20 protein-coding genes are annotated in these 22,697 nt (G+C 65.3%); 5 read left to right on the top strand and 15 right to left on the bottom strand.

All coding sequences use genetic code 11. From position 1 onward, the window contains the following. Window positions 1-18 precede the first annotated feature (18 nt). Window positions 19-492: a MarR family winged helix-turn-helix transcriptional regulator gene (locus D4754_RS18660; RefSeq protein ID WP_240453943.1), complete on the top strand. Its 474-nt coding sequence runs from the start codon at window positions 19-21 to the stop codon at window positions 490-492. Between the two features lie 75 nt (window positions 493-567). Further along, window positions 568-2,349: a feruloyl-CoA synthase gene (locus D4754_RS18665; protein ID WP_121066555.1), complete on the top strand. Its 1,782-nt coding sequence runs from the start codon at window positions 568-570 to the stop codon at window positions 2,347-2,349. Here the strand turns inward: D4754_RS18665 and D4754_RS18670 are convergent, their stop codons facing one another. Genes D4754_RS18670 through D4754_RS18685 form a run of 4 tightly spaced genes read right to left on the bottom strand, consistent with a single transcriptional unit; the run spans window position 2,350 to window position 6,131 of the window. After that, complete coding sequence (locus D4754_RS18670; RefSeq protein WP_121066558.1) at window positions 2,350-3,678, bottom strand: TRAP transporter large permease; 1,329 nt, start codon at window positions 3,676-3,678, stop codon at window positions 2,350-2,352. Continuing rightward, a complete protein-coding gene (locus D4754_RS18675) occupies window positions 3,675-4,199 on the bottom strand; it encodes a TRAP transporter small permease (RefSeq protein ID WP_121066561.1) in 525 nt (174 codons plus the stop codon). Before D4754_RS18675 ends, D4754_RS18670 begins: the two co-directional genes overlap by 4 nt. 59 nt (window positions 4,200-4,258) lie before the next feature. Next, window positions 4,259-5,296: a TRAP transporter substrate-binding protein gene (locus tag D4754_RS18680; RefSeq protein WP_121066564.1), complete on the bottom strand. Its 1,038-nt coding sequence runs from the start codon at window positions 5,294-5,296 to the stop codon at window positions 4,259-4,261. 55 nt (window positions 5,297-5,351) lie between these two features. Next, window positions 5,352-6,131, bottom strand: a complete 780-nt coding sequence (locus D4754_RS18685) for a crotonase/enoyl-CoA hydratase family protein (protein ID WP_121066567.1) — start codon at window positions 6,129-6,131, stop codon at window positions 5,352-5,354. A gap of 104 nt (window positions 6,132-6,235) precedes the next feature. Between D4754_RS18685 and D4754_RS18690 the strand changes: the two genes are divergently transcribed. Next, window positions 6,236-7,123, top strand: a complete 888-nt coding sequence (locus D4754_RS18690; protein ID WP_121066570.1) for an amidohydrolase family protein — start codon at window positions 6,236-6,238, stop codon at window positions 7,121-7,123. Between the two features lie 24 nt (window positions 7,124-7,147). Further along, window positions 7,148-8,326, top strand: coding sequence for a cytochrome P450 (locus D4754_RS18695; RefSeq protein WP_121066573.1), 1,179 nt, complete (start codon window positions 7,148-7,150; stop codon window positions 8,324-8,326). Window positions 8,327-8,419: 93 nt separating this feature from the next. Here D4754_RS18695 and D4754_RS18700 read toward each other — a convergent pair whose 3' ends face one another. The 5 genes from D4754_RS18700 to D4754_RS18720 all read right to left on the bottom strand — a co-directional run bounded on the left by D4754_RS18700 (window position 8,420) and on the right by D4754_RS18720 (window position 13,984). Continuing rightward, on the bottom strand, window positions 8,420-10,189 hold the full coding sequence (locus D4754_RS18700) for an IlvD/Edd family dehydratase (RefSeq protein WP_121066576.1): 1,770 nt from the start codon (window positions 10,187-10,189) through the stop codon (window positions 8,420-8,422). A gap of 48 nt (window positions 10,190-10,237) precedes the next feature. Further along, window positions 10,238-10,918, bottom strand: a complete 681-nt coding sequence (locus D4754_RS18705; protein WP_163025975.1) for a FadR/GntR family transcriptional regulator — start codon at window positions 10,916-10,918, stop codon at window positions 10,238-10,240. Between the two features lie 78 nt (window positions 10,919-10,996). Further along, complete coding sequence (locus D4754_RS18710) at window positions 10,997-12,307, bottom strand: TRAP transporter large permease (RefSeq protein WP_121066582.1); 1,311 nt, start codon at window positions 12,305-12,307, stop codon at window positions 10,997-10,999. A gap of 2 nt (window positions 12,308-12,309) precedes the next feature. Next, a complete protein-coding gene (locus D4754_RS18715; protein ID WP_121066585.1) occupies window positions 12,310-12,888 on the bottom strand; it encodes a TRAP transporter small permease subunit in 579 nt (192 codons plus the stop codon). 70 nt (window positions 12,889-12,958) lie between these two features. Then, entirely contained in the window at window positions 12,959-13,984 is a 1,026-nt protein-coding gene (locus D4754_RS18720) for a TRAP transporter substrate-binding protein (protein WP_163025976.1), read from the bottom strand. Between the two features lie 478 nt (window positions 13,985-14,462). Between D4754_RS18720 and D4754_RS18725 the strand changes: the two genes are divergently transcribed. Continuing rightward, window positions 14,463-15,113 carry an SGNH/GDSL hydrolase family protein gene (locus D4754_RS18725; protein ID WP_121066591.1) on the top strand — a complete coding sequence of 217 codons (651 nt, stop codon included), beginning with the start codon at window positions 14,463-14,465 and terminating at the stop codon, window positions 15,111-15,113. Between the two features lie 37 nt (window positions 15,114-15,150). Here D4754_RS18725 and D4754_RS18730 read toward each other — a convergent pair whose 3' ends face one another. From D4754_RS18730 to D4754_RS18755, 6 genes are all read right to left on the bottom strand, one after another. Beyond that, window positions 15,151-16,110, bottom strand: coding sequence for an oligopeptide/dipeptide ABC transporter ATP-binding protein (locus tag D4754_RS18730; RefSeq protein ID WP_121066594.1), 960 nt, complete (start codon window positions 16,108-16,110; stop codon window positions 15,151-15,153). Further along, entirely contained in the window at window positions 16,107-17,123 is a 1,017-nt protein-coding gene (locus D4754_RS18735; RefSeq protein ID WP_121066597.1) for an ABC transporter ATP-binding protein, read from the bottom strand. The genes D4754_RS18730 and D4754_RS18735 overlap by 4 nt, the downstream gene beginning before the upstream one ends. Next, on the bottom strand, window positions 17,123-18,001 hold the full coding sequence (locus D4754_RS18740; RefSeq protein WP_121066600.1) for an ABC transporter permease: 879 nt from the start codon (window positions 17,999-18,001) through the stop codon (window positions 17,123-17,125). Before D4754_RS18740 ends, D4754_RS18735 begins: the two co-directional genes overlap by 1 nt. Before the next feature lies 1 nt (window position 18,002). Then, on the bottom strand, window positions 18,003-18,941 hold the full coding sequence (locus tag D4754_RS18745) for an ABC transporter permease (protein ID WP_121066603.1): 939 nt from the start codon (window positions 18,939-18,941) through the stop codon (window positions 18,003-18,005). A 20-nt stretch (window positions 18,942-18,961) separates the two neighbouring features. Further along, entirely contained in the window at window positions 18,962-20,554 is a 1,593-nt protein-coding gene (locus tag D4754_RS18750; RefSeq protein ID WP_121066606.1) for an ABC transporter substrate-binding protein, read from the bottom strand. Between the two features lie 95 nt (window positions 20,555-20,649). Beyond that, on the bottom strand, window positions 20,650-22,656 hold the full coding sequence (locus D4754_RS18755) for a CocE/NonD family hydrolase (RefSeq protein WP_121066609.1): 2,007 nt from the start codon (window positions 22,654-22,656) through the stop codon (window positions 20,650-20,652). Window positions 22,657-22,697: the final 41 nt, after the last annotated feature.

Raw genomic sequence — 22,697 nt, forward strand, 5'->3', positions numbered from 1 at the left:
CAAGTCGCGAGGTAGGGCATGACCATTCGCCAGAAACTGTCGATGGATCCGCAGGCGGCGGACGTCCGGACAAACGATCTGGAAGACCTTGTCGGCTATAACCTGAAACGCGCCTACGTGATCCTGAGCGCGGATTTCAAACGCACGCTGGGCGAGGACGGGTTTGCCCCGCGGGTGTTTTCCGCCCTGTCGCTGATCGTGCAGTACCCGGACATCACGCAAAGCGAACTGGCGCGCATGCTTGGGATCGAACGGTCCGGGCTTGTGGCCATCGTGGATCAGTTGGAACAGCGCGGCTTCGTGCAGCGCAACGCCGTGCCGGGAGATCGCCGGGTGCAGGCACTGATGGCGACCGGGGACGGGTGTGCGGCTTACGAGCAGGCCCGCGCATCGGTCGAGGCGCACGAGGAAAAGCTGCTGTCGCACATGACCCCGCGCGACGTTGAAACGCTGCTGGGGCTCTTGAGGAAAATCCGAGAGATCGAGGAATAGCCGTTCCGGCGGGTGTGACGGAGGGAGAGACCGTCATGCCCACAGCCGATGACCTGAGGGGGGAGCAGGATGAACATGCAGGCGCCGACAGGCGAGGCGGATTTCTGGAATCCGGAGTTCGCGTACGAGCATCGCGATGATGGCACGATCGTCATGCGCCAGACGGGTGCATTGCCGGAGCATTTGCCGACGCTGGCCGATTACCTGGACACATGGGCCGACGCGACGCCGGACCGGACATGGATCGCGCGGCGGGGCAGGGATGGCGAATGGATTCGCATCTCCTACGCCGAAGCCCGCGACAGGGCCCGCCGGATCGGCGCGTCCCTGCTGGCGATGGGGCTGGGCGCGGACCGGCCACTGCTGATCCTGTCGGGCAATTCGCTGGAACATGCCCTGCTGGGGGCCGCGTGCTTCTATACCGGCATTCCCTATGCGCCGATCACGCCGGCCTATTCGCTGGTCTCGAAGGACCATGCGAAGCTGAAGGACATCGCGGGCAATTTGCAGCCCGGGGCGCTTTTTGTGGACGACGGGCAGGCCTACGAGGCGGCGCTGAGCGCCATCGCGGCGGACGGGCGACAGGTGATCGCCCGGGAAAACCCGGGCGCGGGCGCGGCGATGTTCGACGACCTGCTGGCGGGCGATCCCGCCGACGCCATGCCGGCGCGGCAGGCCGTGGGGGCAGAGACGGTCGTGAAGTACCTGTTCACGTCGGGCTCCACCGGGGCGCCCAAGGCGGTGATCAACACCAACGGGATGATCTGCACGATGGAAGCCATGGTGCGCGATTGCTACCGGTTCCTGCAACATACGCCGCCCGTGGTGCTGGACTGGGCGCCATGGAACCACACCGCCGCGGGGAACAAGGTGTTCTACCTCGTGATGACCAATGGCGGGACGTACTACATCGACGATGGCAAGCCCGCGCCGGGCGCCATCGCCGAGACGATCCGCAATCTGCGCGAGATCTCGTGCACGTGGTATTTCAACGTGCCCGTCGGCTGGGACGCTCTGGTCGAGGAGCTTGAGGCCGACGACGCTCTGGCCCGGACCTTCTTCGCCGACCTGTCGATGATGTTCTACGCGGGCGCGGGCATGGCGCAGCACACATGGGACAGGCTCCGCGCCATCGGGCGGAAGACAACGGGGCGCGAGGTTCTGCTGTCGTCGAGCCTTGGGTCCACGGAAACCGCGCCCTTCGCCCTGTCCTGCACCACGGTTCAGGAAAAATCGGGCAATGTTGGCGTGCCAGCAAAGGGCCTGTCGATGAAGCTGGTGCCAAATGGTGGCAAGCTGGAGCTGCGCCTGAAGGGGCCCAGCATCACGCCCGGATATCTCAACGATCCGGCCAAGACGGCCGAGGCCTTCGACGAGGAAGGTTACTACAAGATGGGCGACGCGCTGCGCCCGGCGGACCCCGGGGATTTCTCCAAGGGGTTCTTCTTCGACGGGCGCGTGGCCGAGAATTTCAAGCTGAACACCGGCACATGGGTCGCCGTCGGAGCGGTGCGGGCCGCGCTGGTCGACGCGATGGGCGGCCTGATCCGCGATGCGGTCATCGTGGGAGAGGACGCTGCGGAAGTGGGCGCTTTGCTGATCCTGTCGGACCGCGCGCAGGCGATGGATGCGGACAGGCGGACCGCCGCGCTGACCGACAAGCTGAAGGCCGCGGCCGCGAAGGCCACGGGATCGGCCACCCGCGTCCGCCGCGCGGTGGTGCTGGAGCAGGAGCCCAGCTTCGATCTTGGCGAAGTGACCGAGAAGGGATCGCTGAACCAGCGCGCCCTGCGGGCGAACCATGCCGATCTGGTGGCGGCGATGTATGCGGGTGAAGGCCCGGTGATTAAGGCGTAATCACAAGGCGTCGATCACCCAGACCAGCCACAGCGTGATCGCCGGAAAACTGGCAAGGATCACGACCCGGATCATGTCCGTCAGCACGAAGGGCAGGGCGCCCTTGTAGGTCTGGCCGATGGGCGTGTCCTTGGCCATCGAGTTGATGATGAACAGGTTCATGCCCACGGGTGGCGTGATCAGCCCCACCTCGACCACGATCAGGACAAGGATTCCGAACCACAGGCCGAAATCGTTCGCGCTCATCCCGAAATCGAGCACCGACATGATCGGGAAGATGATCGGGACGGTCAGCAGGATCATCGACAGGCTGTCCATCACGCAGCCGAACAGCAGGTACATGATCAGGACGACCGTCAGGATGAGCCAGGGCGAAAAGCCCTGATCGCCGATCCAGACCGATGCCGTCTGCGGCAGCTGCGTCAGCGACAGGAAGTTGTTGTAGATGCCGGCGCCCAGGATGATCAGGAAGATCATGCCCGTGGCCGAGGCTGTAGACAGAACGGATTGCTTCAGGCGCGACCAGTTCATTTCGCCCGCGGCGAGGGCCGCGATACCGGTGCCCGCGGCGCCGACGGCCGCGGCTTCGGTCGGGGTGAAGATGCCCGCGTAGATGCCGCCGACCACGACGATGAAGATCGTCAGCACAGGCCACACCTTGCCGAGCGCGACGAGGCGTTCGCTCCACGGTTGGCGGTCGCGCACGGCGGCGCTGTTGGGCGAGACGCGGACCCAGACGGAGATGGCGATCATGTAGCCGATGGCGGCCAGAATGCCGGGGATCAGGGCCGCGACGAACAGCTTCTCGATGTTCTGTTCGGCGAGGATGGCGTAGATGACAAGGATCACCGATGGCGGGATCAGGATGCCCAGCGTGCCGCCCGCGGCCAGTGCCCCGGTGGACAGCGATCCGGGATAGCCGTAGCGGCGCAGTTCCGGCAAGGCGACCTGGCCCATGGTGGCCGCGGTTGCCAACGACGATCCGCAGATTGCCCCGAACCCGGCGCAGGCGCCGACGGCCGACATGGCGACCCCGCCCTTGCGGTGACCAAGGAAGCTTTCGGCGGCGCGGAACAGGGCCGCGGACATGCCCGACAGGGTCGCGAACTGGCCCATCAGCAGGAACAGCGGGATGATCGAGAACGAATAGTTCGAAAACGTGCCATAGGTCAGCGTCTTGATCTGGTTCAGCGTCATCATCGGGTTTCCGATGACAAGCCACGTGCCGCCGACGCCGACGCCGATCATGGCCAGCGCGATGGGCATCCGCAGGAAGACGAAGAGCAGGAGGACCGGGAAGGACCACAGGGCCAGCTCGATATTGCTCATGTCGGAACCTCGTCCGGCCAGCCGGCCATGCGGCGCACAGAGCGCAGGATGCAGAACGCGGCGATCAGGACGAACCCGATCCCGCCGACAAGGCTTGCGGCATAGCCCTGCCAGACCGGGATCTGGGCGATCAGGGTCGTCTCGTTGTAGGAATGCTTGTCGAGCATCCCAAGATACAGCCGGTGCGTGCCCACGACGGCGATGGCGAACATGCCGATGTTGAACAGCAGGTCCAGCAACCGGTCCATCGCGCCGGGCATCACCTGCTGGAACAGGTCGACGCGGGCATGCGCCTCGCGCAGGTGGGTCCAGGGCAGGAAGGCGAAGATCGCGGCGGCCATGCCGATTTCCGTCATGTCGTAGATGCCGCGGATCGGACCCAGGCCGATGTTCAGCGGCACGAAGGCGCGGCCGATGATCGACACGCAGGTCAGGACGATGATGCCCAGAAGGACCGCGCCGCCCGCAAGGGCAAGGAGGGTCGCGAGGATCTCGGCAAAGCGGTTGAGACGGCTGTACATGCGGTTACTCGTGGCGCGCGGGGGGGAGCGGCGGGGGTGCCCGCCGCTCCGTCAGGGGTTCAGCCGCCGTGCTTGGCGATCAGGCCCTTGGCCTGTTCGATCAGCGCGGCACCGTCGATGCCCTTGGCGTCCATGTCCTCGATCCAGCGCGCGATCACCGGTTCGGACGCCTCTTTCCAACGGTCCACCTCGGCTTGGTCCAGTTCGACGATGTTATTGCCGGCCTCGACCGCGATTTCGCGGGCCGGGGCGTCCTGGTCCCACATCACCTGTGTCGCGAAGGCCGAAAGCTTGGCGCCGGATTCCGCGTCCAGAATGGCCTTCAGGTCATCGGGGAGCGCGTCGTACTTGGCCTTGTTCATGACCAGCACGATGGCAGCGGTGTACAGCGCCTCGTCCCCCGAGAACTCGGTATGGTTATCGACGAGTTCCGACAGCCGGATCGCCGGGGTGACTTCCCACGGGATCACGGTGCCCTTGACCACACCTTTCGAGATCGCCTCGGGGATCGAGGGCAGCGGCATGCCGACGGGTTCGGCGCCCAGTTCGGACAGCAGGTCGTTGATGATCCGCGTCGGACCGCGGACGGTCACGCCCTGCAGGTCTTCAAGGCTGGTCACGCCGTCCTTGCTGTGGATCACGCCCGGTCCGTGGACCCATGCGCCCAGAACCTTGACGTCGCTGTATTCGTTGTCCTGCCAGTCGGTTTCGACCATCTCCCAGTAGGCATTCGCGGTGGCCACCGGATCGGTCATCATGAACGGCAGTTCGAACACTTCGGTGCGCGGGAACCGGCCCGAGGTGTAGCCCACGACCGTCATCGCCATGTCGACGACGCCGTCGCGCGCCTGGTCGTAAAGTTCGGGCGGGCGGCCGCCCAGCGACATGGCGTCGAAATGTTCGATCTTGATGCGCCCGTCCGAGGCCTCCTCGACACTCGCGGCCCAGGGTTTCAGGATCTCGGCCGGGACCGTAGCCGGGGGCGGCAGGAACTGGTGCAGGCGCAAGGTGACGTCCTGCGCGGCGGCGGCCCCGCCCAGAGCGGTGGCGGCCAGCGCACCGGCGATCGTGGTCTTGATGAAGCGTCGTTTGTCCATGGTCTATCCTCCCTGATTTCCATGACGTGGTAGCGGGTTGGTCCCCGCCTTGCCTTCAGCGGAACCTGGGCTCCCGTTTCTCCAGGAATGCCCGCAGCCCTTCCTTGGCCCCGTCGGAGGTCTGGCACATCGCAGCCGCAAGGCTTTCGGTGAACAGACCATCCGCGCGGGACATGTCGTTGATGCGCGAAATCGCGTTGATCATCAGGTAGTTCGAGAACGGCGCGTTGTCGGCGATCTTGCGCGCCAGCGACTTCGCCAGATCCAGCCCTTCGCCCGCGCCCACGGTGTAATGCGCAAGGCCCAGCTTCAGGCCATCCTCGGCCCCGTAATTGCGGCCGGTCAGCATCATTTCCCGCATCCGGTCGGCCCCGATCAGGCGCCCGACGCGGACGGTGGCGCCGCCGCCCACGAAGATGCCCCGGCGCCCTTCGGGCAGCTGGAACCGCACATCGGGTTCGGCGATCCGCACATGGGTCGAGGCCGCGATTTCCAGCCCGCCGCCGATCACCGCGCCCGTCAGGACGGAAATCACCGGCAGCCCGCCGAATTCGATCAGGTCGGACACGCGGTGCCAGTTGCGGGAATGGTAGACACCGGCGACAGGTTCGCGGTGTTCGTGTTCGGCAAGGTCCAGACCCGAACAGAAATGCCCGCCTTCGCCCCGCAGGATCACCGCGTTCACGCCTTCGGGCGGATGGGAAAAGAACTGGTCAAGCTCGGCCACCAGCGCATCGTTCATCGCGTTGCGCTTTTCGGGGCGATTGAAGATCAGCGTTGCGATGTCGCCATCGATCTCGGTCCGTGTGACCGTGCCGGCTGTGGCCTTGTCCATCTGAGATTCCCCCGGTCTTGCCTCGGTTTTTGTTGTATAGGTAAACAGTTTTCATGTATAGCATTCTTTGAGGGCACCAACAGAAAATCATCGGGAGGATGCGCATGGTCGACTTCAAGGCGGTTAAGGCGATCGATTTCCACACCCATGCGGAAGAACCCTGCAATCATTCGCGCGACGATGGCTACAACGAATTCCAGGCCGGGATGGCGGCCTATTTCCGCAATCCCGCCGGGGCCGAAGGCATGCTGCCCACGGTTCAGGACACCGCCAATTACTACCGTGAACGCAACATCGCCGCCGTGATCTTCCCGGTGGACGCCGAGCGCGAGACGGGCTTCCGCCGCTATTCGAACGAGGAAGTGGCCGGGCTTTGTGCCGAGAATGACGACATCCTGATCCCCTTCGCCTCAATCGACCCGCACAAGGGCAAGGCCGGCGCGCGCGAGGTGAAGCGCCTTGTCCGCGATTTCGGCGTGCGCGGGTTCAAGTTCCACCCCACCATGCAGGGGTTTTTCCCGAATGACCGGGAGGCCTGCTACACCGTTCTGGAAGCCTGCGCCGAAGAAGGCGTGATCACGCTGTTCCACACAGGCCAGACGGGCGTGGGTTCCGGCATGAAGGGCGGCATGGGGATGCGGCTGAAATATTCGAACCCGATGTACCTGGACGACGTGGCCGTCGATTTCCCCGACATGCCGATCATCCTGGCGCATCCCAGTTTCCCGTGGACGGAAGAAGGCCTGGCCGTCGCCCAGCACAAGCCCAATGTCTATTTCGACATGTCCGGCTGGTCGCCCAAGTACTTCCCCGAGATCTTCATCAAGTACGCGAACTCGATCCTGAAGAAGAAGATGCTGTTCGGCTCGGACTGGCCCGCGATCACGCCCGACCGCTGGCTGGCCGATTTCGAGAACGCGCCGTTCAAGGACGAGGTGCGGCCGCTGATCCTGAAGGAAAACGCCTTGCGGCTACTGGGCGAGACGACCTGACGCTATCGTTTGTGGGAGGACGACATGGCTGAACTGGCACCACTGGACGAGACGATCACGCTGGAGGACCTGGACCGCGATCCGTTCCCGATCTACCGCCGCCTGCGCGCCGAGGCGCCGGTCTGCCGGGTCAAGGCCGCGGGGCGCACGCTGCTGACCAAGGCGGCGGACACGAAATACGTCAAGGATCACCCGGAGATCTTCAGCTCGGACGATCCCAACACGCCGATGAAGCGCGCCTTCTGGGCCCATACCCTGATGCGCAAGGATGGAGAGGCGCATCTGCGCGAACGGATGGCCATGGCGCCGGCCTTTGCGCCGAAGGTGATCCAGACGGAATGGATGCCGCGCTACCAGAAGATCGCCGAGGACTACGTCGCCCGCCTGCCGAAGGGTGAGGTCGTCGATCTGTTTGCCGTCCTGTCCGGCGCCTATGCCGCGCGCGGTCTTGCGATCCTTCTGGGGATGGAGGAAGCCAGCGACGAGGACATGATGGAATGGTCCCAGGCGCTGATCGAAGGGGCCGGGAATTTCGGCTGGCGCGATGCGCCGTTCGAACGGGCGGACCGCGCGAACGAGGGCATCCATGCCCTGCTGGACAGGTTGCAGGACAGGCACCGGGCCGAACCGAACCCGTCGGCCTTTTCCGCCATGCTGAACGCCGACGATCCGATCGAGGAAAAGCAGATCTATTCCAACATCAAGATCGCCATCGGCGGCGGCATCAACGAACCGCGCGACGCGCTGAACACGACGCTGTACGGCCTGCTGACCAATCCCGACCAGCTGGAGGAGGTCAAGCGCAAGGGCGACTGGGTGAAGGCGTTCGAGGAAGGCATCCGCTGGGTCGCGCCGATCTCGGCCTCGTCCCGGCTTGTCACCGAAGACACCGAAATCCGCGGCCACCTGATCCCCAAGGGCGACACGGTGATGACCATCCAGGCCAGCGCCAACCGGGACGAGGATGTCGTGTCCGACGGCGAGGCCTTCAATGTCTACCGGACCGACTGCCTGCACCAGTCCTTCGGCAACGGCCCGCATTTCTGCCAGGGCACGCATGTTGCCCGGCGGGCCGTGGGGGTGATCATGCTGCCCGCGCTGTTCGACCGGTTCCCGAACATGACGATCCCGGACACCGATGCCGTGATCTGGCGCGGGTTCGGGTTTCGCGGGCCGGTCGAGATACCGGTTCTGCTGCAGTAAGGCTACCGGCGCGAGGACGGGGCGCCCGGCACGACATGTTCGTCATGCCCGGGATCCCGCGCCCGAGTGTTGCCGCAAGGCTGAAACGGCGGATCAGTGGTTGTGGCGGGGCAGGATCCGGGCGATCTGGTGAAAGCCTTCGGCGGATTTCAGCACCGCGCCGTCGCTCAGCTGGTTAGCCTCCTGCCGGTAGATCCGCTGCCAGGGCGTCTGGTCATCCGGGACCGGGGGCGTGCCTTTCTGGCGGCGTTCCTCGATTTCCGCATCCGGCACCAGCATGTCGCAACGGCCTTCGTTCAGGTCGATGCGGATCGTGTCACCGGTGCGGAGCCATGCCAGCCCGCCGCCGGCCGCACTTTCCGGCGACGCATGAACAATCGACGGGCTGTCGGCGGTGCCCGATTGCCGCCCGTCGCCGATGGTCGGCAGGCTGGTGATGCCCGCGCGGATCAGCCGGTCGGGGGGCTGCATGTTCACGACCTCGGCCGAACCGGGCCAGCCGATGGGACCGGAGCCGCGGATCACGAGGATCGAGCGTTCGTCGATATCGAGATCGGGGTCATTGATCCGGGCGTGATAGTCTTCAGACCCGTCGAACACCACGGCACGGCCTTCGAAACAGTTCTCGTGCCCTGTCTCGGACAGGAAGCGGCGGCGGAAATCTTCGGAGATCACGCAGGTCTTCATGATCGCGAAATCGAAAAGATTGCCCTTCAGCACGCGGAAGCCCGCACGCTCCATCATCGGTTGGGCATAGGGGCGGATCACCTCGCGGTCGCGGGCCTCGCGGCCATTCAGGTTCCGGCCCATGCTTTCGCCGGTCACGGTCAGGCAGTCTTTGTCCAGCACCCCGGCGTCCATCAATTCCCACATGATCGCCGGCACGCCGCCCGCGCGGTGGAAGCGTTCCGACAGGAAGCGGCCCGCCGGCTGGATATCGGCCAGCAGCGGGATGTCGTAGCCGTGGATCTGCCAGTCGTCCTTCGTCAGCTCGACGCCCGCGGTTTCGGCGATGGCGGCCAAGTGCGGTTGCGCGTTCGTCGAGCCACCGATGGCCGCATTCACCCGCACCGCGTTCAGCATCGCCTCGCGCGTCAGGATCTGCGACGGGCGGAGGTCCACGTGCACCATGTCCACGATGCGCTTGCCCGTGCGGTAGGACATCTGCCCGCGCTCGCGGTACGCGGCGGGGATGGTGGCGCATCCGGTCAGGGACATGCCCATCGCTTCGGCCAGCGCGTTCATCGTGGAGGCGGTGCCCATCGTGTTGCAATGGCCGATGGAGGGCGCGGAACTGAGCGCTGCGTCCAGGAACTCCGCCCGGTCGATCTCTCCGGCCGCATAGCGGCGGCGGGATTGCCAGATGACGGTGCCGGAGCCCGCAAGCCGCCCTTCGTGGACGGAATCGAGCATCGCGCCGCCCGACAGGACGATGGCCGGAATATCGACCGTCGCCGCCGCCATAATCGCGGCGGGGGTGGTCTTGTCGCAGCCGGTGGTCAGCACCACGCCGTCGATGGGATAGCCGTGCAGCAGCTCTACCAGCCCAAGATAGGACAGGTTTCTGTCCAGCGCGGCGGTGGGGCGGCGGCAGTTCTCGAAGATCGGATGGGTGGGAAATTCCATCGGGATGCCGCCCGCATCGCGGATACCGTCGCGCACGCGCTTGGCCAGATCGATGTGATGGCGGTTACAGGGGGACAGGTCGCTGCCCGATTGCGCGATGCCGATGATCGGGCGGCCTTCGGAAAGTTCCTCGGGCGTCAGGCCATAATTCATGAACCGTTCGAGGTAGAGCGCCGTCATGTCGGCATGGTCGGGGTTGTCGAACCAGTCCTGGCTGCGCAGTCGGCGTTTCGTCATGGTGCTGCTCTCCTTGGATCCGGACCGTTCGTCGGCGCGTGACGCGGGTCAGGTCTTGATGTCGGGCCGTCCGGGCGTGACGCCGAACGATGCCAGTCCCGCGCGAAGATGGGTTCGCATAAGGTACTGGTAGGCCAGGTTGTCCGACGCCTCGATCGCGCGCAGGACGGTTTCGTGTTCCTCGAAGGTCTCGCCCTCGATGATGCGGCGGGTCTTGCCGCGCTGCATGATCCGCAGGATCACCGGCTTCATGATCCCGTAGATGTCGAGCGTGGACTTGTTGCCCGTCAGCGCGATCAGCGCGGTGTGGAACTGGAAATCGTATTCCGACGCCTCGACTATGCTGCGCGCCTGAACCATCTGGCGATTGATCGCCCTCAGGTTTTCCAGATCCGCCGGCGTGACCGCATCGAAGATATGCAGCGCGATACCCGTCTCGATCAGCTCGCGAAAGCCCTGGATATCGTCAAAGGTCTTGCGCGAGATCTCGGCCACGTTGAAGGAAAAGATGTCCAGCGCGCGGTTCATGCGATGATCGACGATGGTGGCACCGACCTTGGGCCGTACGTCGACGATGCCGTAGGCCTTCAGCATGCGCATCGCCTCGCGCACCGTGTTGCGGCTTGTCGTGAAGCGGTCGCACAGTTCGCGTTCGGTCGGCAGCTTGTCCCCCACGGTCAGCCCGTCCGCTTCGATCAGGTCGCGGATCTGGGCCACGACCTGGTCCACGGCTGACCCCCCGGCGCTATCGTCGAATGCATCGTCCAACCTGACGGTCCCCGTTGTGGTGGTCAGTTAACCGCGGCCTCATATCGGCCACGTGGCGATGGGAGGATAGAACAGGATGATCCCCAGCACGACCAGCTGCAGCGCGATGAATGGCAGCAGCGCGGTGTAGATGTGCTTCAGCGTGATCTCGCGCGGCGCCACGCTTTTCAGGTAGAACGCGGCGGGGCCGAAGGGGGGTGTCAGGTACGACACCTGCATGTTCACGGCGAAGAGGATCCCGAACCAGATCGGATCATAGCCCAGCTGCACCACGATGGGCACGAAGATCGGCAGGGTCAGCAACGCGATCCCGATCCAGTCGAGGAACATGCCAAGCACCAGCAGGATCACCATCATCACCATGATGATCAGCACGGGCGCCGCATCAATGGACAGGATCGCCTGCGCGACGAAGCGGTTGCCTCCCATCAGGTTGTAGACGCCCACCAGAACGGCGGCGGCGATCCCGATCCAGATGATCATGCCGCAGGTTTCCAGCGTGTGGACAAGGCTGTCCTGCAGCAGCTTCACGTTCAGCTCGCCCCGGAAGAACGAGATGATCATGACCGCCGAAACCCCCATCGCCGCCGCTTCGGTGATCGAGGCGATGCCCCCATAGATCGAGCCCAGCACGACGAACACGATCAGGAGCGGCGCGGCAAGGGACCGCAGAGCGGACCACAAGGATTCCTCGGCCGCTTCCTCTTCCGACATCGGCGGGCCAAGCGCGGGATTGCGCCAGCACATGAACAGCACGTAGGCCACGTAGAAGGCCAGCAGCAGCAGTGCGGGCGTGATGGCCGCGATGAACAGGTCGGCAATCGAGACATTGGCGACCAGCCCGAAGATGATCAGCACGATGGATGGCGGCATCATCGTGCCCAGCGACCCGCCGGCGCAGACGACGCCGATGGACAGGCTGCGGTCATAGCCAAGGCGCAGCATCTGGGGCAGGGCGAGGATGCCCAGCAGCACGATCTCGCCGCCGATCACGCCGGACATGGCGGCCATCAGGATCGCCACGATCAGCGTCTGCACCGCCACGCCGCCCGGCAGGCGGCCGGCCAGGATGCGCATCCCGTTGAACAGGGATTTCGCGATGCCCGACCGGTCCAGCAGCGCCGCCATCAGGATGAACATCGGAATGGCGACCAGCGAATATTCGGTGATGAACCCGAAGATCCGCGACGTGACCAGCGGCAGGGCCATGGGCCCGAACCAGCCGAAGGTGAAGATCAGCGCCACCAGCCCCGTGACCCATGCCAGCGGCTGGCCGGTCAGAAGCAGCAGGAAGATCATGGCGACAAGCAGATAGGACCCGTTTTCGATGCCGAGCGCGCTGAGATCCATGCTCATTCCCCCTTGGCGGGCGCAGATGTGTCTGAGACATCGCGGCGGATGGCGGCGATCAGGTGCAGCAGCGTCTGGACGAACATCGCCACCACGCAGATCAGCACCATCAGCTTCAGCAGCGCAGGCGTCGGCGGGTTCCACGAGGTGCCGGTGCCTTCAAGATGCAGGTCACCGGTGGGCGTGAACCAGGATTTGCTGACCATGATCCAGCTTGCGAAGGACAGGCCAGCGAAGAACAACAGCGCCACGACGGAATTGAAGATGTCGAGCATCCGCTTCCGCTTGGGGCTGACGGAATCGTAGAACATCCGCACGCGGATATGCTTGTCGCGGGCCAGCGCCACCGGGCCGCCGATCAGGAAGATCGCCGCGATCAGGAAGGACGTGGTTTCATGCGCCCAGAAGGTCGGGCTGTCGAACGCGTAGCGCGACACGACCTCGATGACCGAGATCAGGAACGCCGCGAAGATCGCCCATGCGAACACCTTCGCAGATGCCGCCAGCGCACGGTCCAGACCTGTACGGATGTCGACGTCGCTGTCGTCGACCCTGGTGATAATCTCGGATACCTGTGCCACGTCCGGCGTCCCCCTTTGTATTGCCTTTGCGCCCGACCGAAGCCGGGCGCAGCCGTGTCATCATGCCGGATCAGAGCAGGTTGCGGCCCTGAAGATAGCTCGTGACCGCATCGTAGTAGCGCTGGGTCATGTCCGTCTTGGGGGCCCAGTTCTGCCATTCCTGCTGGGCAATGCGGCGGAACTTGGCCCGTTCGTCGCCCGACCAGTTGATGATCTCGATCTCGGGGTTGGCCTTGGCCTGTTCCACCGCCGCGGCATCTAGTTCGCGCACCGAATATATGTGGTTGAAGCTGAACTGCTTGACCGACGCGATCAGGATTTCCTTCAGGTCTTCAGGCAGTTCGTCCCAGATCTGCTTGTTCATCGAGATGTCGATCATCGGCAGCGAATGGAACCCGGGATACAGCGGGTAGGGGGCGATGTCGTTCATCCCCAGCGACTGGTTGGTGGCGAAGACGGTGTTGTCGGCCGCATCCACCACGCCCTTGTCCAGCGCCGAGAAGATCTCCGAGCCGGGCAGCGACACGGGCGCGGCCCCGGCTTTCGAGAAGATCTCGTACACCATGCCTTCGGGCGCGCGCAGCTTGACGCCTTTCAGGTCCTCGACCGTGCGGATCGGCACGCCCGACACGAAGGCCTCGGGCTCGGTCGCGCTGGCGCCGATGAACTGGACGCCGTAGGGTTCTACCAGCTCGGCATACAGCTCGTTCCCGCCGCCGCTTTCCATGAAGCCCAGAAGCTCGAACGGATCGCTCCACGCGCCGACAAGGTTGCCCATCATCGCAAAGGCCGGATCCTTGCCCGAGAAGTAGCTGGGATCGGTCAGGTGGCCCTGAAGGATGCCCGCGCCCACGGCTTCCAGCGTATCGGTATGCGGCACGACCGACCCGATGGGCAGGATCTCGATGTCGATCCGGCCGCCGGACAGCGTTCCGACGTTCTCCGCCCATTTCTGCTTGTTCACGAAACCGGGTTCGCCCGCGGTTTCCGATGTCTGGAACGTCCAGTTATAGTCCGCGGCCAGCGCGGATCCGCCAATGCCCATGACCGAAACGGCCACGGCGGCCAGTCCGGCAAGCTTCTTGGTAAAGCCCATGTCTCTCTCCCTTTGGTTGATGCCCGCGTGATCTCCTCCAAGGAACCGGGAGGGGCATCCTCTGACCCGGTGGTTGGGCAAATAACGCATGGATCCGGGTTGCGATCAACAATCGGAGCGGCGTCCGGGGGGCCATTTCCCGCATTTCATCATACCAGATGGCATTTGTGCGGAAGCCCGCAGCCGGGAACCGCGTCCCCGGCCCACGATACTGGCCAGTTTTCCGCTTTGGTCCGACAAAAGTGTACGCCGGAGGAGATCGATTCTCGCCCGCCCCGGCATTCAATTATCACCCAGACCGACGCGGCTTGTCCCAAAGGCGGAAGGCAAGACCGGTGGCGCACGCGGGGTGTCGGGCACGGGATTGTATCCTTACGGTTGCATTCCCGGATTGTCGGGGTGCAGGCCCCTGAAGGAACCCGTGCGGCAAGGTTCAGCCGGGATTGATGCCGGTGCCGTGCATGCTAAGTCCTTGATCATGAAACCTTGGATCATTCTGACCCTGACTGTGGCCCTTGCGGCCGCCTGTGGCCGCAGCGTGCCGGACGATGCGCGCATCGTCGTTGCGGGCGATTCCGTCATGGCGTGGAACCGAAGCACCGGCGCATCGGTCGCCGACGGGCTGGCGGCGCAGCTGGGAGAACCTGTGGGCGATGTCTCGCTCGCCCTGGCGCAGGTCGGGGGCGGGCGCGGTCCGTTGAACATCCCGACGCAGCTCGCCGGGCTGACACCCGAATGGGTGGTGCTGAACGGCGGCGCGAACGACCTGAGCAGCAATTGCAACTGTTCCGATTGCGGGGCCGTGCTGGACCTGATGATCTCGGCCGAAGGGACAAAGGGCACGATCCCGGCACTGGTGGCCGATCTGCGCGGGCGTGGATCGCGGGTGATCTGGGCGGATTACTACACCACGCCCCGACATGCCGGCACCAGTTGCGAGGCGCCGTACCAGGTGCTGGAAAACCGGCTGGGCCGGATGGCGCAGGCCGATGCCGGGGTGACACTTGTCAACATGGACGACGTGTTCCGGCCCGACGACCCGTCGCTGTTCGCGTCGGATCGCATCCATCCTTCGGAAAAGGGGTCTGCCCGCATCGCGGCCCTTGTCGCGCCGCTGCTGGGGCCCTGACAGCGCCGAGATCCTTGATCGCAGCCGGTGCCGCCATTCAGAGCGGGTACATGCACCGATGCCCGCGTGCGCCTTCTTCCGTCCAGTCGGGCACGCGGGCGGCGCAATCCGGCCGGGCATGGACGCAACGGGGGTGAAAATCGCATCCCGTGGGCCGGTTCACCGGGCTCGGCACCTCTCCCGACAGCGGAACGTAGTCCTGCCGGGCCTCCGGGTCGGGCTCCGGGTTCGCTTCCAGCAGGGCCTTGGTATACGGGTGCCGCGGCTGGGCGAAGATCTGTTCGGTGGGCCCCTGTTCCACGAAGCGGCCAAGGTACATGATCGCCATCTGGTCGGTCACGTGGCGGACAAGGTTCAGGTTATGCGTGATGATCACGATCGCCACGCCGCTGCGGGCCTGCACTTCGGCCAGGAGGTTCAGCACCTCTCCCTGCACCGACATGTCGAGCCCGGCGGTCGGTTCGTCGGCGATCAGCAGCTTGGGGTCCAGCGCCAGCGCGCGCGCCACGCCGACCCGCCGCGCCTGTCCGCCCGACAGCTGGTGCGGGTAGCGGTTGGCGAATTCCGGCGGCAGGCCAACAAGGCTCAGAAGGCGCACGGCTTCGGCCCGGCTGGCCTTCATCCCGTTGATCCGCAGGGGTTCGGTGACCAGCGCCTTGACGGTCAGCCGCGGCGACAGGGAACCGACGGGATCCTGCCACATCATCGACATTTCCCGCCGGAGCCGGCCCCAGTCACGCGCCGACGCGTCGGAAATCTCGGCCCCGTCGAACCGGATCGACCCGCCCGAGCTTTTCTTCAGCCCGATCAGCGTCCGGGCGATGGTGGACTTGCCGGAGCCGCTTTCGCCCACCAGCCCGAGGGTCTGGCCGGGGTCGAGCTGGAAGGACACGCCGCAGACGGCCTCGAAATCACGGGGTTCGCGGCGGAGCGCCGCTTTCAGCCGCCCTTGGCGAACATAGCGGATGCGCAGGTCGGTGACTTCCAGAAGGCTCATGACGCGTCCTCCGCCGGATCGACAAGATGGCAGCGCGCGTCCTGCCCGGGCGCGGCGGGGTAGAGCGGCGGGTGTTCGACTTCGCAGCGGGCGAAGGCCTTGCCGCAGCGCGCGCGGAAGGCACAGCCCCTGGGCGGCTGGCGCAGGTCGGGCAGGGTGCCGGGGATCGTCGGCAGGTGCCGCGTGGCCACGCGAATGCGGGCGGGGTCGCAATCGAACAGCGCCTGCGTGTAAGGATGGCGGGGGGCGTTGAAGACCTCTGCCACCGCGCCGCGTTCGACGACCTCGCCCGCGTACATCACCGCGACCTCGTCACACAGCTCGGCCACCGTGCCCAGATGGTGCGAGACGAACAGGACCGAGCAGCCGAATTTCTCCTGCAATTCGCGCAGGAGCGTGACGATCTGCATTTCCAGCGTGGCATCCAGCGCCGTCGTCGGTTCATCCGCGATCAGCAGGTCGGGCCGGGTCAGCAGCGCCATGGCGATGCACACGCGCTGACGCATGCCGCCCGACAGCTGGTGCGGGTAGACGTCGAGCTTTGACGCCGCATCGGGCAGTTGCACCTGTTCCAGGAACTCGATGGCCCGCGCGCGTTTCTGGGCGCGGGTCCCGGGATCGCGGTACTGGATGTCCATCATCTGCCGACCGATGGTCGTGACCGGGTTCAGCGCCGTCATCGGGTCCTGAAAGATCATCGAGATCCGCTGGCCGCGCAGATCGCGCCAGGCCCTGGGACCAAGGCGCGCCAGATCGTGGCCGTCCATGCGGATGGCTCCGCCCGCGATCCGGGCGTTTTCGGACAGGAGGCCGATCAGCGAATAGGCCAGCGTGGACTTGCCACAGCCGCTTTCGCCGACAAGGCCCAGCACCTTGCCGCGGGGAACCTCCAGATCAATGTTGCGCAGCGCGTGGATGGTGCCGCGCGGGGTGGCGAAATCGACGGACAGGCCGTCAATGGACACCAGCGGTTCGTCTTGCGGGGCGGGCCGCGTTGCAGCGGGGGATGCCATCAGCCGGCCTTTCTCAGCTTGGGATCGAAGATGTCGCGCAGCGCCTCGCCCAGGAAGGTGAAGCCAAGGGTGACAAGGATGATCGGGATCGACCCGCCGATGACAGGCCAGGGCGAATTGCGGATGAAATTGTAGCCATCGTTCAGGATCACGCCCCACGACGGCGTCGGCGGGCGGACGCCCATGCCAAGGAAGCTGAGCCCCGCTTCGGTGGCGATCACCAGCGGCACATCCATCGACGCAAGGATCAGGAGCGGCCCCAGCACGTTCGGCAGAACATGGATGAACAGCAGGCGCGGCATGCCCACGCCCATGGCGCGTTCGGCGAGGATGAACTCGGCGTTCTTCAGGGCCATCGTCTGGGTGCGCACGATCCGCGCGTAGATCGGGATCGACGTGATCGCGACCACCAGCATGACGGTAAAGAGGCTCGGCCCGATGATGGTCACCACGGCCAGGCCGAAGACGATGGTGGGAAAGGACCGCAGCGCGTCGAAGACCAGCAGCAGCACGTTGTCCAGCCAGCGCGGCCCAAGCCCGGCGATCAGGCCCAGCAGCAACCCGGCGCTGAGTGCGGCGGTCAGCGAGGCGGCGGCGACCAGCATCGCGATGCGCCCGCCCGCGATCACGCGGCTGAAGATGTCGCGCCCGATATTGTCGGTGCCCAGCCAGTGTTCGGCCGAGGGCGGCGCCATGCGCGGGCCGACCATGATGGCGGCCGGGTCATAGGGCACGATCCACGGCGCGAAGATGGCCGAGCCGATGATCAGAGCCACCAGCACGAAGCCGATCATGCCCGTCCGGTTGCCCGCCAGCACGCGAAGGCCGCGCGACAGGGCGCTGGGTTCGGGCAGCGGGCTTTGCGTCAGGTCGGTCATGCTACAGCTCCTCTCGCTGGCGCGGGTCGAGCCAGGCGATCACGAGGTCCGACACGAGCGTCGCCAGCACGATGATGCCGGTGGTGACCAGCACCGCGCCCAGCACGATGGGATAGTTGCGTTCGTTCACCGCCTGCACGATCAGCGCGCCGATTCCGGGCCGGGCAAAGATCGCCTCGACGAACACCGCCGCCGAAAACAGGTGCGCCACACCGGTGCCGATCAGGGTCACCGCCGGTTGCACCGCGATTTTCAGGATATGGGAGCGGGTTATCAATTCGTCCGGCAGCCCGTAGGCCCGGGCCATGCGCACATGCGGCTGGCCCATCACTTCCAGCATCGAGGCGCGCACGATCCGCGCCACGTAGCCGACCCACGAAATGCCGATGGCGAAGGACGGCAGGATCAGGTGCCGGATCCCGTCCCAGAAGCCTTCGCCCGCGCCGATGGCCGGCAGCCAGCGGAGCCAGACGGCGAAGACCAGCACGGAATAAAGCGCCATCACGAAGGCGGGGATGGAGATCGTCCCGACCGAGATCACCCCGGTCAGCGTATCGAGCCACGTGTTCCGGCGCAGCGCCGAATAGCAGCCAAGCGCGATGCCAAGCGTCGCCGCCCACAGGATCGAGACCGAGATCAGGATCAGCGTGTAGGGCAGTTGTTCGAACACGATCCGCGAGACCGAGCGGCCGGTGAACACGTCCTGCCCCAGGTCGCCCCGCAGGATGTTGCCGAAGAAGGTGACGATCTGCACCGGCAAGGGCCTGTCCAGCCCCATGGCCACGCGGGTCTGTTCGATCAGCTCCGGCGTGGCGCGGGGGCCAAGGATCATCACCGCCGGATCGCCCGGCACCACGTGCAGCATCAGGGTGAGGATGGAGACCGCGACCATGACGATCACGACCGAAAGGCCGAACCTTTGGAAGGCGTACAATAGCACTGGTCGCGGTCTCCCTTCGCTTACACGCTGCCCTTGAAGTCGATGTAGAGCGGACGTCCATCCGGGCGCAGCGCCGGTTCCAGACCTTCACGGTACATCACCGGCGTGCCTTCGTGGGTGATGAACTTGTAGGCGCCGCTGGCTTCCATCAGGGCCTGCATTTCCTGGTAGATCTCGGCCCGCTTCGCGGTGTCGGTCTCGCTCAGCGCCTGCTTGTGCAGGGCGTCGAATTCCGCGCTGGAGAAGCGTTCCCAGTTCCAGATGCCGACCTGATCGCTCACGAACCAGCTGGTCGCGTAATACGGGTCGGGCAGCATCGAGAAGCGGTTCAGCACCAGCTGCATGTCCTTCCAGCGGTCGCCTTCGCTTTCCATGCCCAGCGTCCAGAACGAACCGGAATCCTGCACGTTGATCTGCGTGGGGATGCCGATCTGCGCGAGTTGCGCCTGGATCACCTCGGCCATGGTCTTCCATTCGGATGCATTCAGCGCATCGATGGTCAGCGGCTCCGACGGGGGGCCGCCCGCCGCTTCAAGGAATTCACGCGCCTTGTCCAGATCGCCCGCGACGGGGACGGACGGCGTTTCGCGATGGCCTGGCAGGCCCGGCGCGATCATGCCCGTGGCAGGCGCCGCTTCGCCGAAATAGACCGCGTCGATGATCTGGTCGGCGTTGATCGCGTACTGGATCGCCTTGCGCAGGTTTTCGTCGCCAAGTGCGGGGTTGTCGAGGTTCATGCCCAGCCAGACATAGTAGAGCGAGGGATATTCCTCGATCACCGTGTTGGCGGGTACGTTGCCGCGATACTGCGCCAGCGACGACAGGGTGATCTGGGTGAAATCCAGATCGCCGGCCTCGTAGGCGCGCTCGGCGGTCTTGGTGTCGTCCATCGGCAGGATGCGGATCTCGTCGAAGCCCGGGGCCTCGCCCGTCCATTCGGGGTTGCGCACCAGCTGCACGTACTGGTTGGGCTTCCATTCCTGCAGGATGTAGGGGCCCGAGAACGCCGGCGGCGTCATCCCGAAATCGCCACCGTTCTCCGTGGCTTCCATCACCGCCTTCTTCGACACGATATGCCCGGTGCCGTAAGGCAGGGTGATCGACCACAGCGGCTGGAACGGTTCTTTCAGGACGATGGTGCCCTCGTATTTGCCGGTCACCTCGACATGGTCCAGCGGACCCCAGTCGCTTTTCACCGGGCTGTCATGTTCCAGCACGCGTTCGAACGAGAATTTCACGTCCTCGGCCGTGATCTCGCCATAGCCGCCAGTGAACATCAGGCCGGGCTTCAGCTTGAAGCGGATATGGGTCTCGTCGATCTGCTCGATCTCTTCGGCCGCTTCCAGCTCCCACTCCCATTCGCGGCCGGGCACATAGCGGACCAGCTTGGAATAGATGCAGTTCATCACGTCGACGTTGTAGCCGTTCTGGTAGAACCCGGGATCGAGCGCATCGATATCGGCATAGGAGCTGACGCGCAGCACCTGGCCCGATTGCGCCCAGATGCGCGAGCCCAGCGGCATGGTCGCGGCGGCAAGGCCGGTCGCGGTGGCGCTCTGCAGGAATGCCCGGCGGCCCAGGCCGGATTTCGGGGTATGAGTCTGATCAGTCATTCTGAGTACTCCCTGTGAGTAGGTGGCCGTTCCGGCCATTCGTTTCAGTGTCAAAGCGGGCCTGCCGGGATCGCCGGCAGGGTATTTCGGGTCGCTCAGGCCAGATCGCGCGGGATCTCGCACGACCATTCCTGTTCATGGGCTATGGCCTCGCCTTCCTTCGCCACCAGTCTGGCCTTGATGACGAAATGCGTGGCGGTTGCGGTCATCTCCGTTTCCGTCCGGCTGGAGATGCCCCAGCCCTCGCGGGAATGGGCGACATCGGTGACGACATGGCCGCGGAACGACCGCCAGTCGGTACCGGTAAAGGAATAGGTCTCGACCGTCTTGATCGCGGTCGTCAGCCCGTTGTCGGCGATCCGGATTGTGCCGGAATCGTCCGTCGCCGTCACCCGGGTTTCGCCGGTGCCCAGATCCTCGGTCACGATCCAGTCGGCATGGGCGGGGGCCAGCACGTCCTTTTCCATCGGCGCGGCACCCTGCGGCGTGCCCAGATCGCGCGGCACGGGGCCGTCGGTCTTGGCGCGGACCGGCAGGACAAGGCGGCTGGCGGCGGTATCGACGCGCAGCGTCACCGGTTCGGGCGCGGGCCAAGCGATGGGGAAGTAGCTGGTCGAGATCCCCAGCCGCAGCCGATGCCCGGCGCGGAAGGTCTGGGCCACATGCTTGAACGGCACGGTGGCGGTATAGACCTCTCCCGGCACCAGAGCTTCGGGGCTTTCGTGGCTGTCGCGGTGGGTCAGGTTCAGCAGGCCATAACTGACCCGCGTCGCCGCCCCGTCGGGCGCCACGTCGACTAGGCGCGCGGCCACCTGGGCCACGGGCTGGTCGACCGTGAAGGTCAGTTCCAGCTGCGTGTCGCCCGCGATTTCAACCGGGGCGTCCAGCGGTGCTGTCTCGAACACCATGCTGCCCGCATCGTCGCGGCGCTGATCGACCGGCTGGTCGCCCGGATTGGCGTAGGAGCACCACTTGCCCCCCGCGATCCCCGTGCCCAGCGGCGAGAAGATCTCGCGCGCGCCGCCCGGCGCATCGTCACGACCAAGCGAGCCATCGGCCCCCAGCGCGAAACCTGTGCGGGTGACGTTGGGCGAAGGCCACGACGGCTCCTCCACCCAATACCCATCGCGATGGGCGTAGTAGCTGGCAGGCTCCGCATGGTCCTGCATGTAAAGGCGCAGCTGCGGTTCCTCCATGATGCCGGTGTCGGCACCCTTCAGCCACTGGTCCCACCAGCGCAGTTCCTCGCCGTTCCAGTCGATGGCGGGGCCGGGCACGCCGATATGCGGATACTTGTGGGACCATGGGCCGACGAGGCCCTTTTTCGGGCCTTCCAGCGACTCCATCAGGCGGAACACCGTGCGGCAGTACCCATCGGCCCAGCCCGACACGGCATAGACCGGCACCTTGATCCGGCTGATATCCTCGCAGACCGAGCCGTGCTTCCAGAACTCGTCCCGGCGCTGGTGTTTCGCCCAGTTTTCCAGCCACAGGCCGGAGCCTGTCAGCCGCTCCATCCACATGTCGCGCCACTTGTCGCCGACCAGATCGGGATCGGGCGCCAGCGTGTTGATGGCGAACATGTGCGACGCCCACGAGATCTGGTCCACGACCATCGTCCCGCCCATGTAATGCACGTCGTCGGCATAGCGGTCATCGGTCGAGGCAATCGAGACCACGGCCTTCAGCGCCGGCGGCTGCAACGCGGCCACCTGCAACCCGTTGAACCCGCCCCACGAGATGCCGACCATGCCGACACCGCCATCGCACCAGTCCTGCGCCGCGATCCACGCGATCACGTCACAGGCGTCCTGAAGCTCCTGCGCGGTGTATTCGTCGGTCATCAGGCCTTCGGATTCACCGGTGCCCCGCAGATCGACGCGGACATAGGCATAGCCGCGGGCCGCGATGTAGGGCGCGCGCACCGCGTCGCGGGCCAGCGTGCCGTCGCCCTTGCGGTAGGGCAGGAATTCGAAGATGGCAGGCACCGGCGCGCCATCGGCCGGGCGCCAGATGCGGGCGGCAAGGATGCAACCGTCAGGCAGCGGGATCTCGACGTGGCGTTCTTCGATGACCTCGTGAAGCGGGCTGCGCTGATCCATGCCGTGGCATCCTTCTGTATTGGTGCCGCAGATCGTGTCAT

The sequence above is a fragment of the Chachezhania antarctica genome (assembly GCF_003646465.1).
GTDB lineage: Bacteria > Pseudomonadota > Alphaproteobacteria > Rhodobacterales > Rhodobacteraceae > Chachezhania > Chachezhania antarctica.

Coding starts and splice junctions, on each gene's coding strand:
- D4754_RS18740 (WP_121066600.1), bottom strand. CDS start 18,001: ATGACCGACCTGACGCAAAGCCCGCTGCCCGAACCCAGCGCCCTGTCG.
- D4754_RS18695 (WP_121066573.1), top strand. CDS start 7,148: ATGGCTGAACTGGCACCACTGGACGAGACGATCACGCTGGAGGACCTG.
- D4754_RS18755 (WP_121066609.1), bottom strand. CDS start 22,656: ATGGATCAGCGCAGCCCGCTTCACGAGGTCATCGAAGAACGCCACGTC.
- D4754_RS18730 (WP_121066594.1), bottom strand. CDS start 16,110: ATGAGCCTTCTGGAAGTCACCGACCTGCGCATCCGCTATGTTCGCCAA.
- D4754_RS18750 (WP_121066606.1), bottom strand. CDS start 20,554: ATGACTGATCAGACTCATACCCCGAAATCCGGCCTGGGCCGCCGGGCA.
- D4754_RS18665 (WP_121066555.1), top strand. CDS start 568: ATGCAGGCGCCGACAGGCGAGGCGGATTTCTGGAATCCGGAGTTCGCG.
- D4754_RS18735 (WP_121066597.1), bottom strand. CDS start 17,123: ATGGCATCCCCCGCTGCAACGCGGCCCGCCCCGCAAGACGAACCGCTG.
- D4754_RS18660 (WP_240453943.1), top strand. CDS start 19: ATGACCATTCGCCAGAAACTGTCGATGGATCCGCAGGCGGCGGACGTC.
- D4754_RS18700 (WP_121066576.1), bottom strand. CDS start 10,189: ATGACGAAACGCCGACTGCGCAGCCAGGACTGGTTCGACAACCCCGAC.
- D4754_RS18670 (WP_121066558.1), bottom strand. CDS start 3,678: ATGAGCAATATCGAGCTGGCCCTGTGGTCCTTCCCGGTCCTCCTGCTC.
- D4754_RS18720 (WP_163025976.1), bottom strand. CDS start 13,984: ATGGGCTTTACCAAGAAGCTTGCCGGACTGGCCGCCGTGGCCGTTTCG.
- D4754_RS18710 (WP_121066582.1), bottom strand. CDS start 12,307: ATGGATCTCAGCGCGCTCGGCATCGAAAACGGGTCCTATCTGCTTGTC.
- D4754_RS18680 (WP_121066564.1), bottom strand. CDS start 5,296: ATGGACAAACGACGCTTCATCAAGACCACGATCGCCGGTGCGCTGGCC.
- D4754_RS18690 (WP_121066570.1), top strand. CDS start 6,236: ATGGTCGACTTCAAGGCGGTTAAGGCGATCGATTTCCACACCCATGCG.
- D4754_RS18725 (WP_121066591.1), top strand. CDS start 14,463: ATGAAACCTTGGATCATTCTGACCCTGACTGTGGCCCTTGCGGCCGCC.
- D4754_RS18675 (WP_121066561.1), bottom strand. CDS start 4,199: ATGTACAGCCGTCTCAACCGCTTTGCCGAGATCCTCGCGACCCTCCTT.
- D4754_RS18685 (WP_121066567.1), bottom strand. CDS start 6,131: ATGGACAAGGCCACAGCCGGCACGGTCACACGGACCGAGATCGATGGC.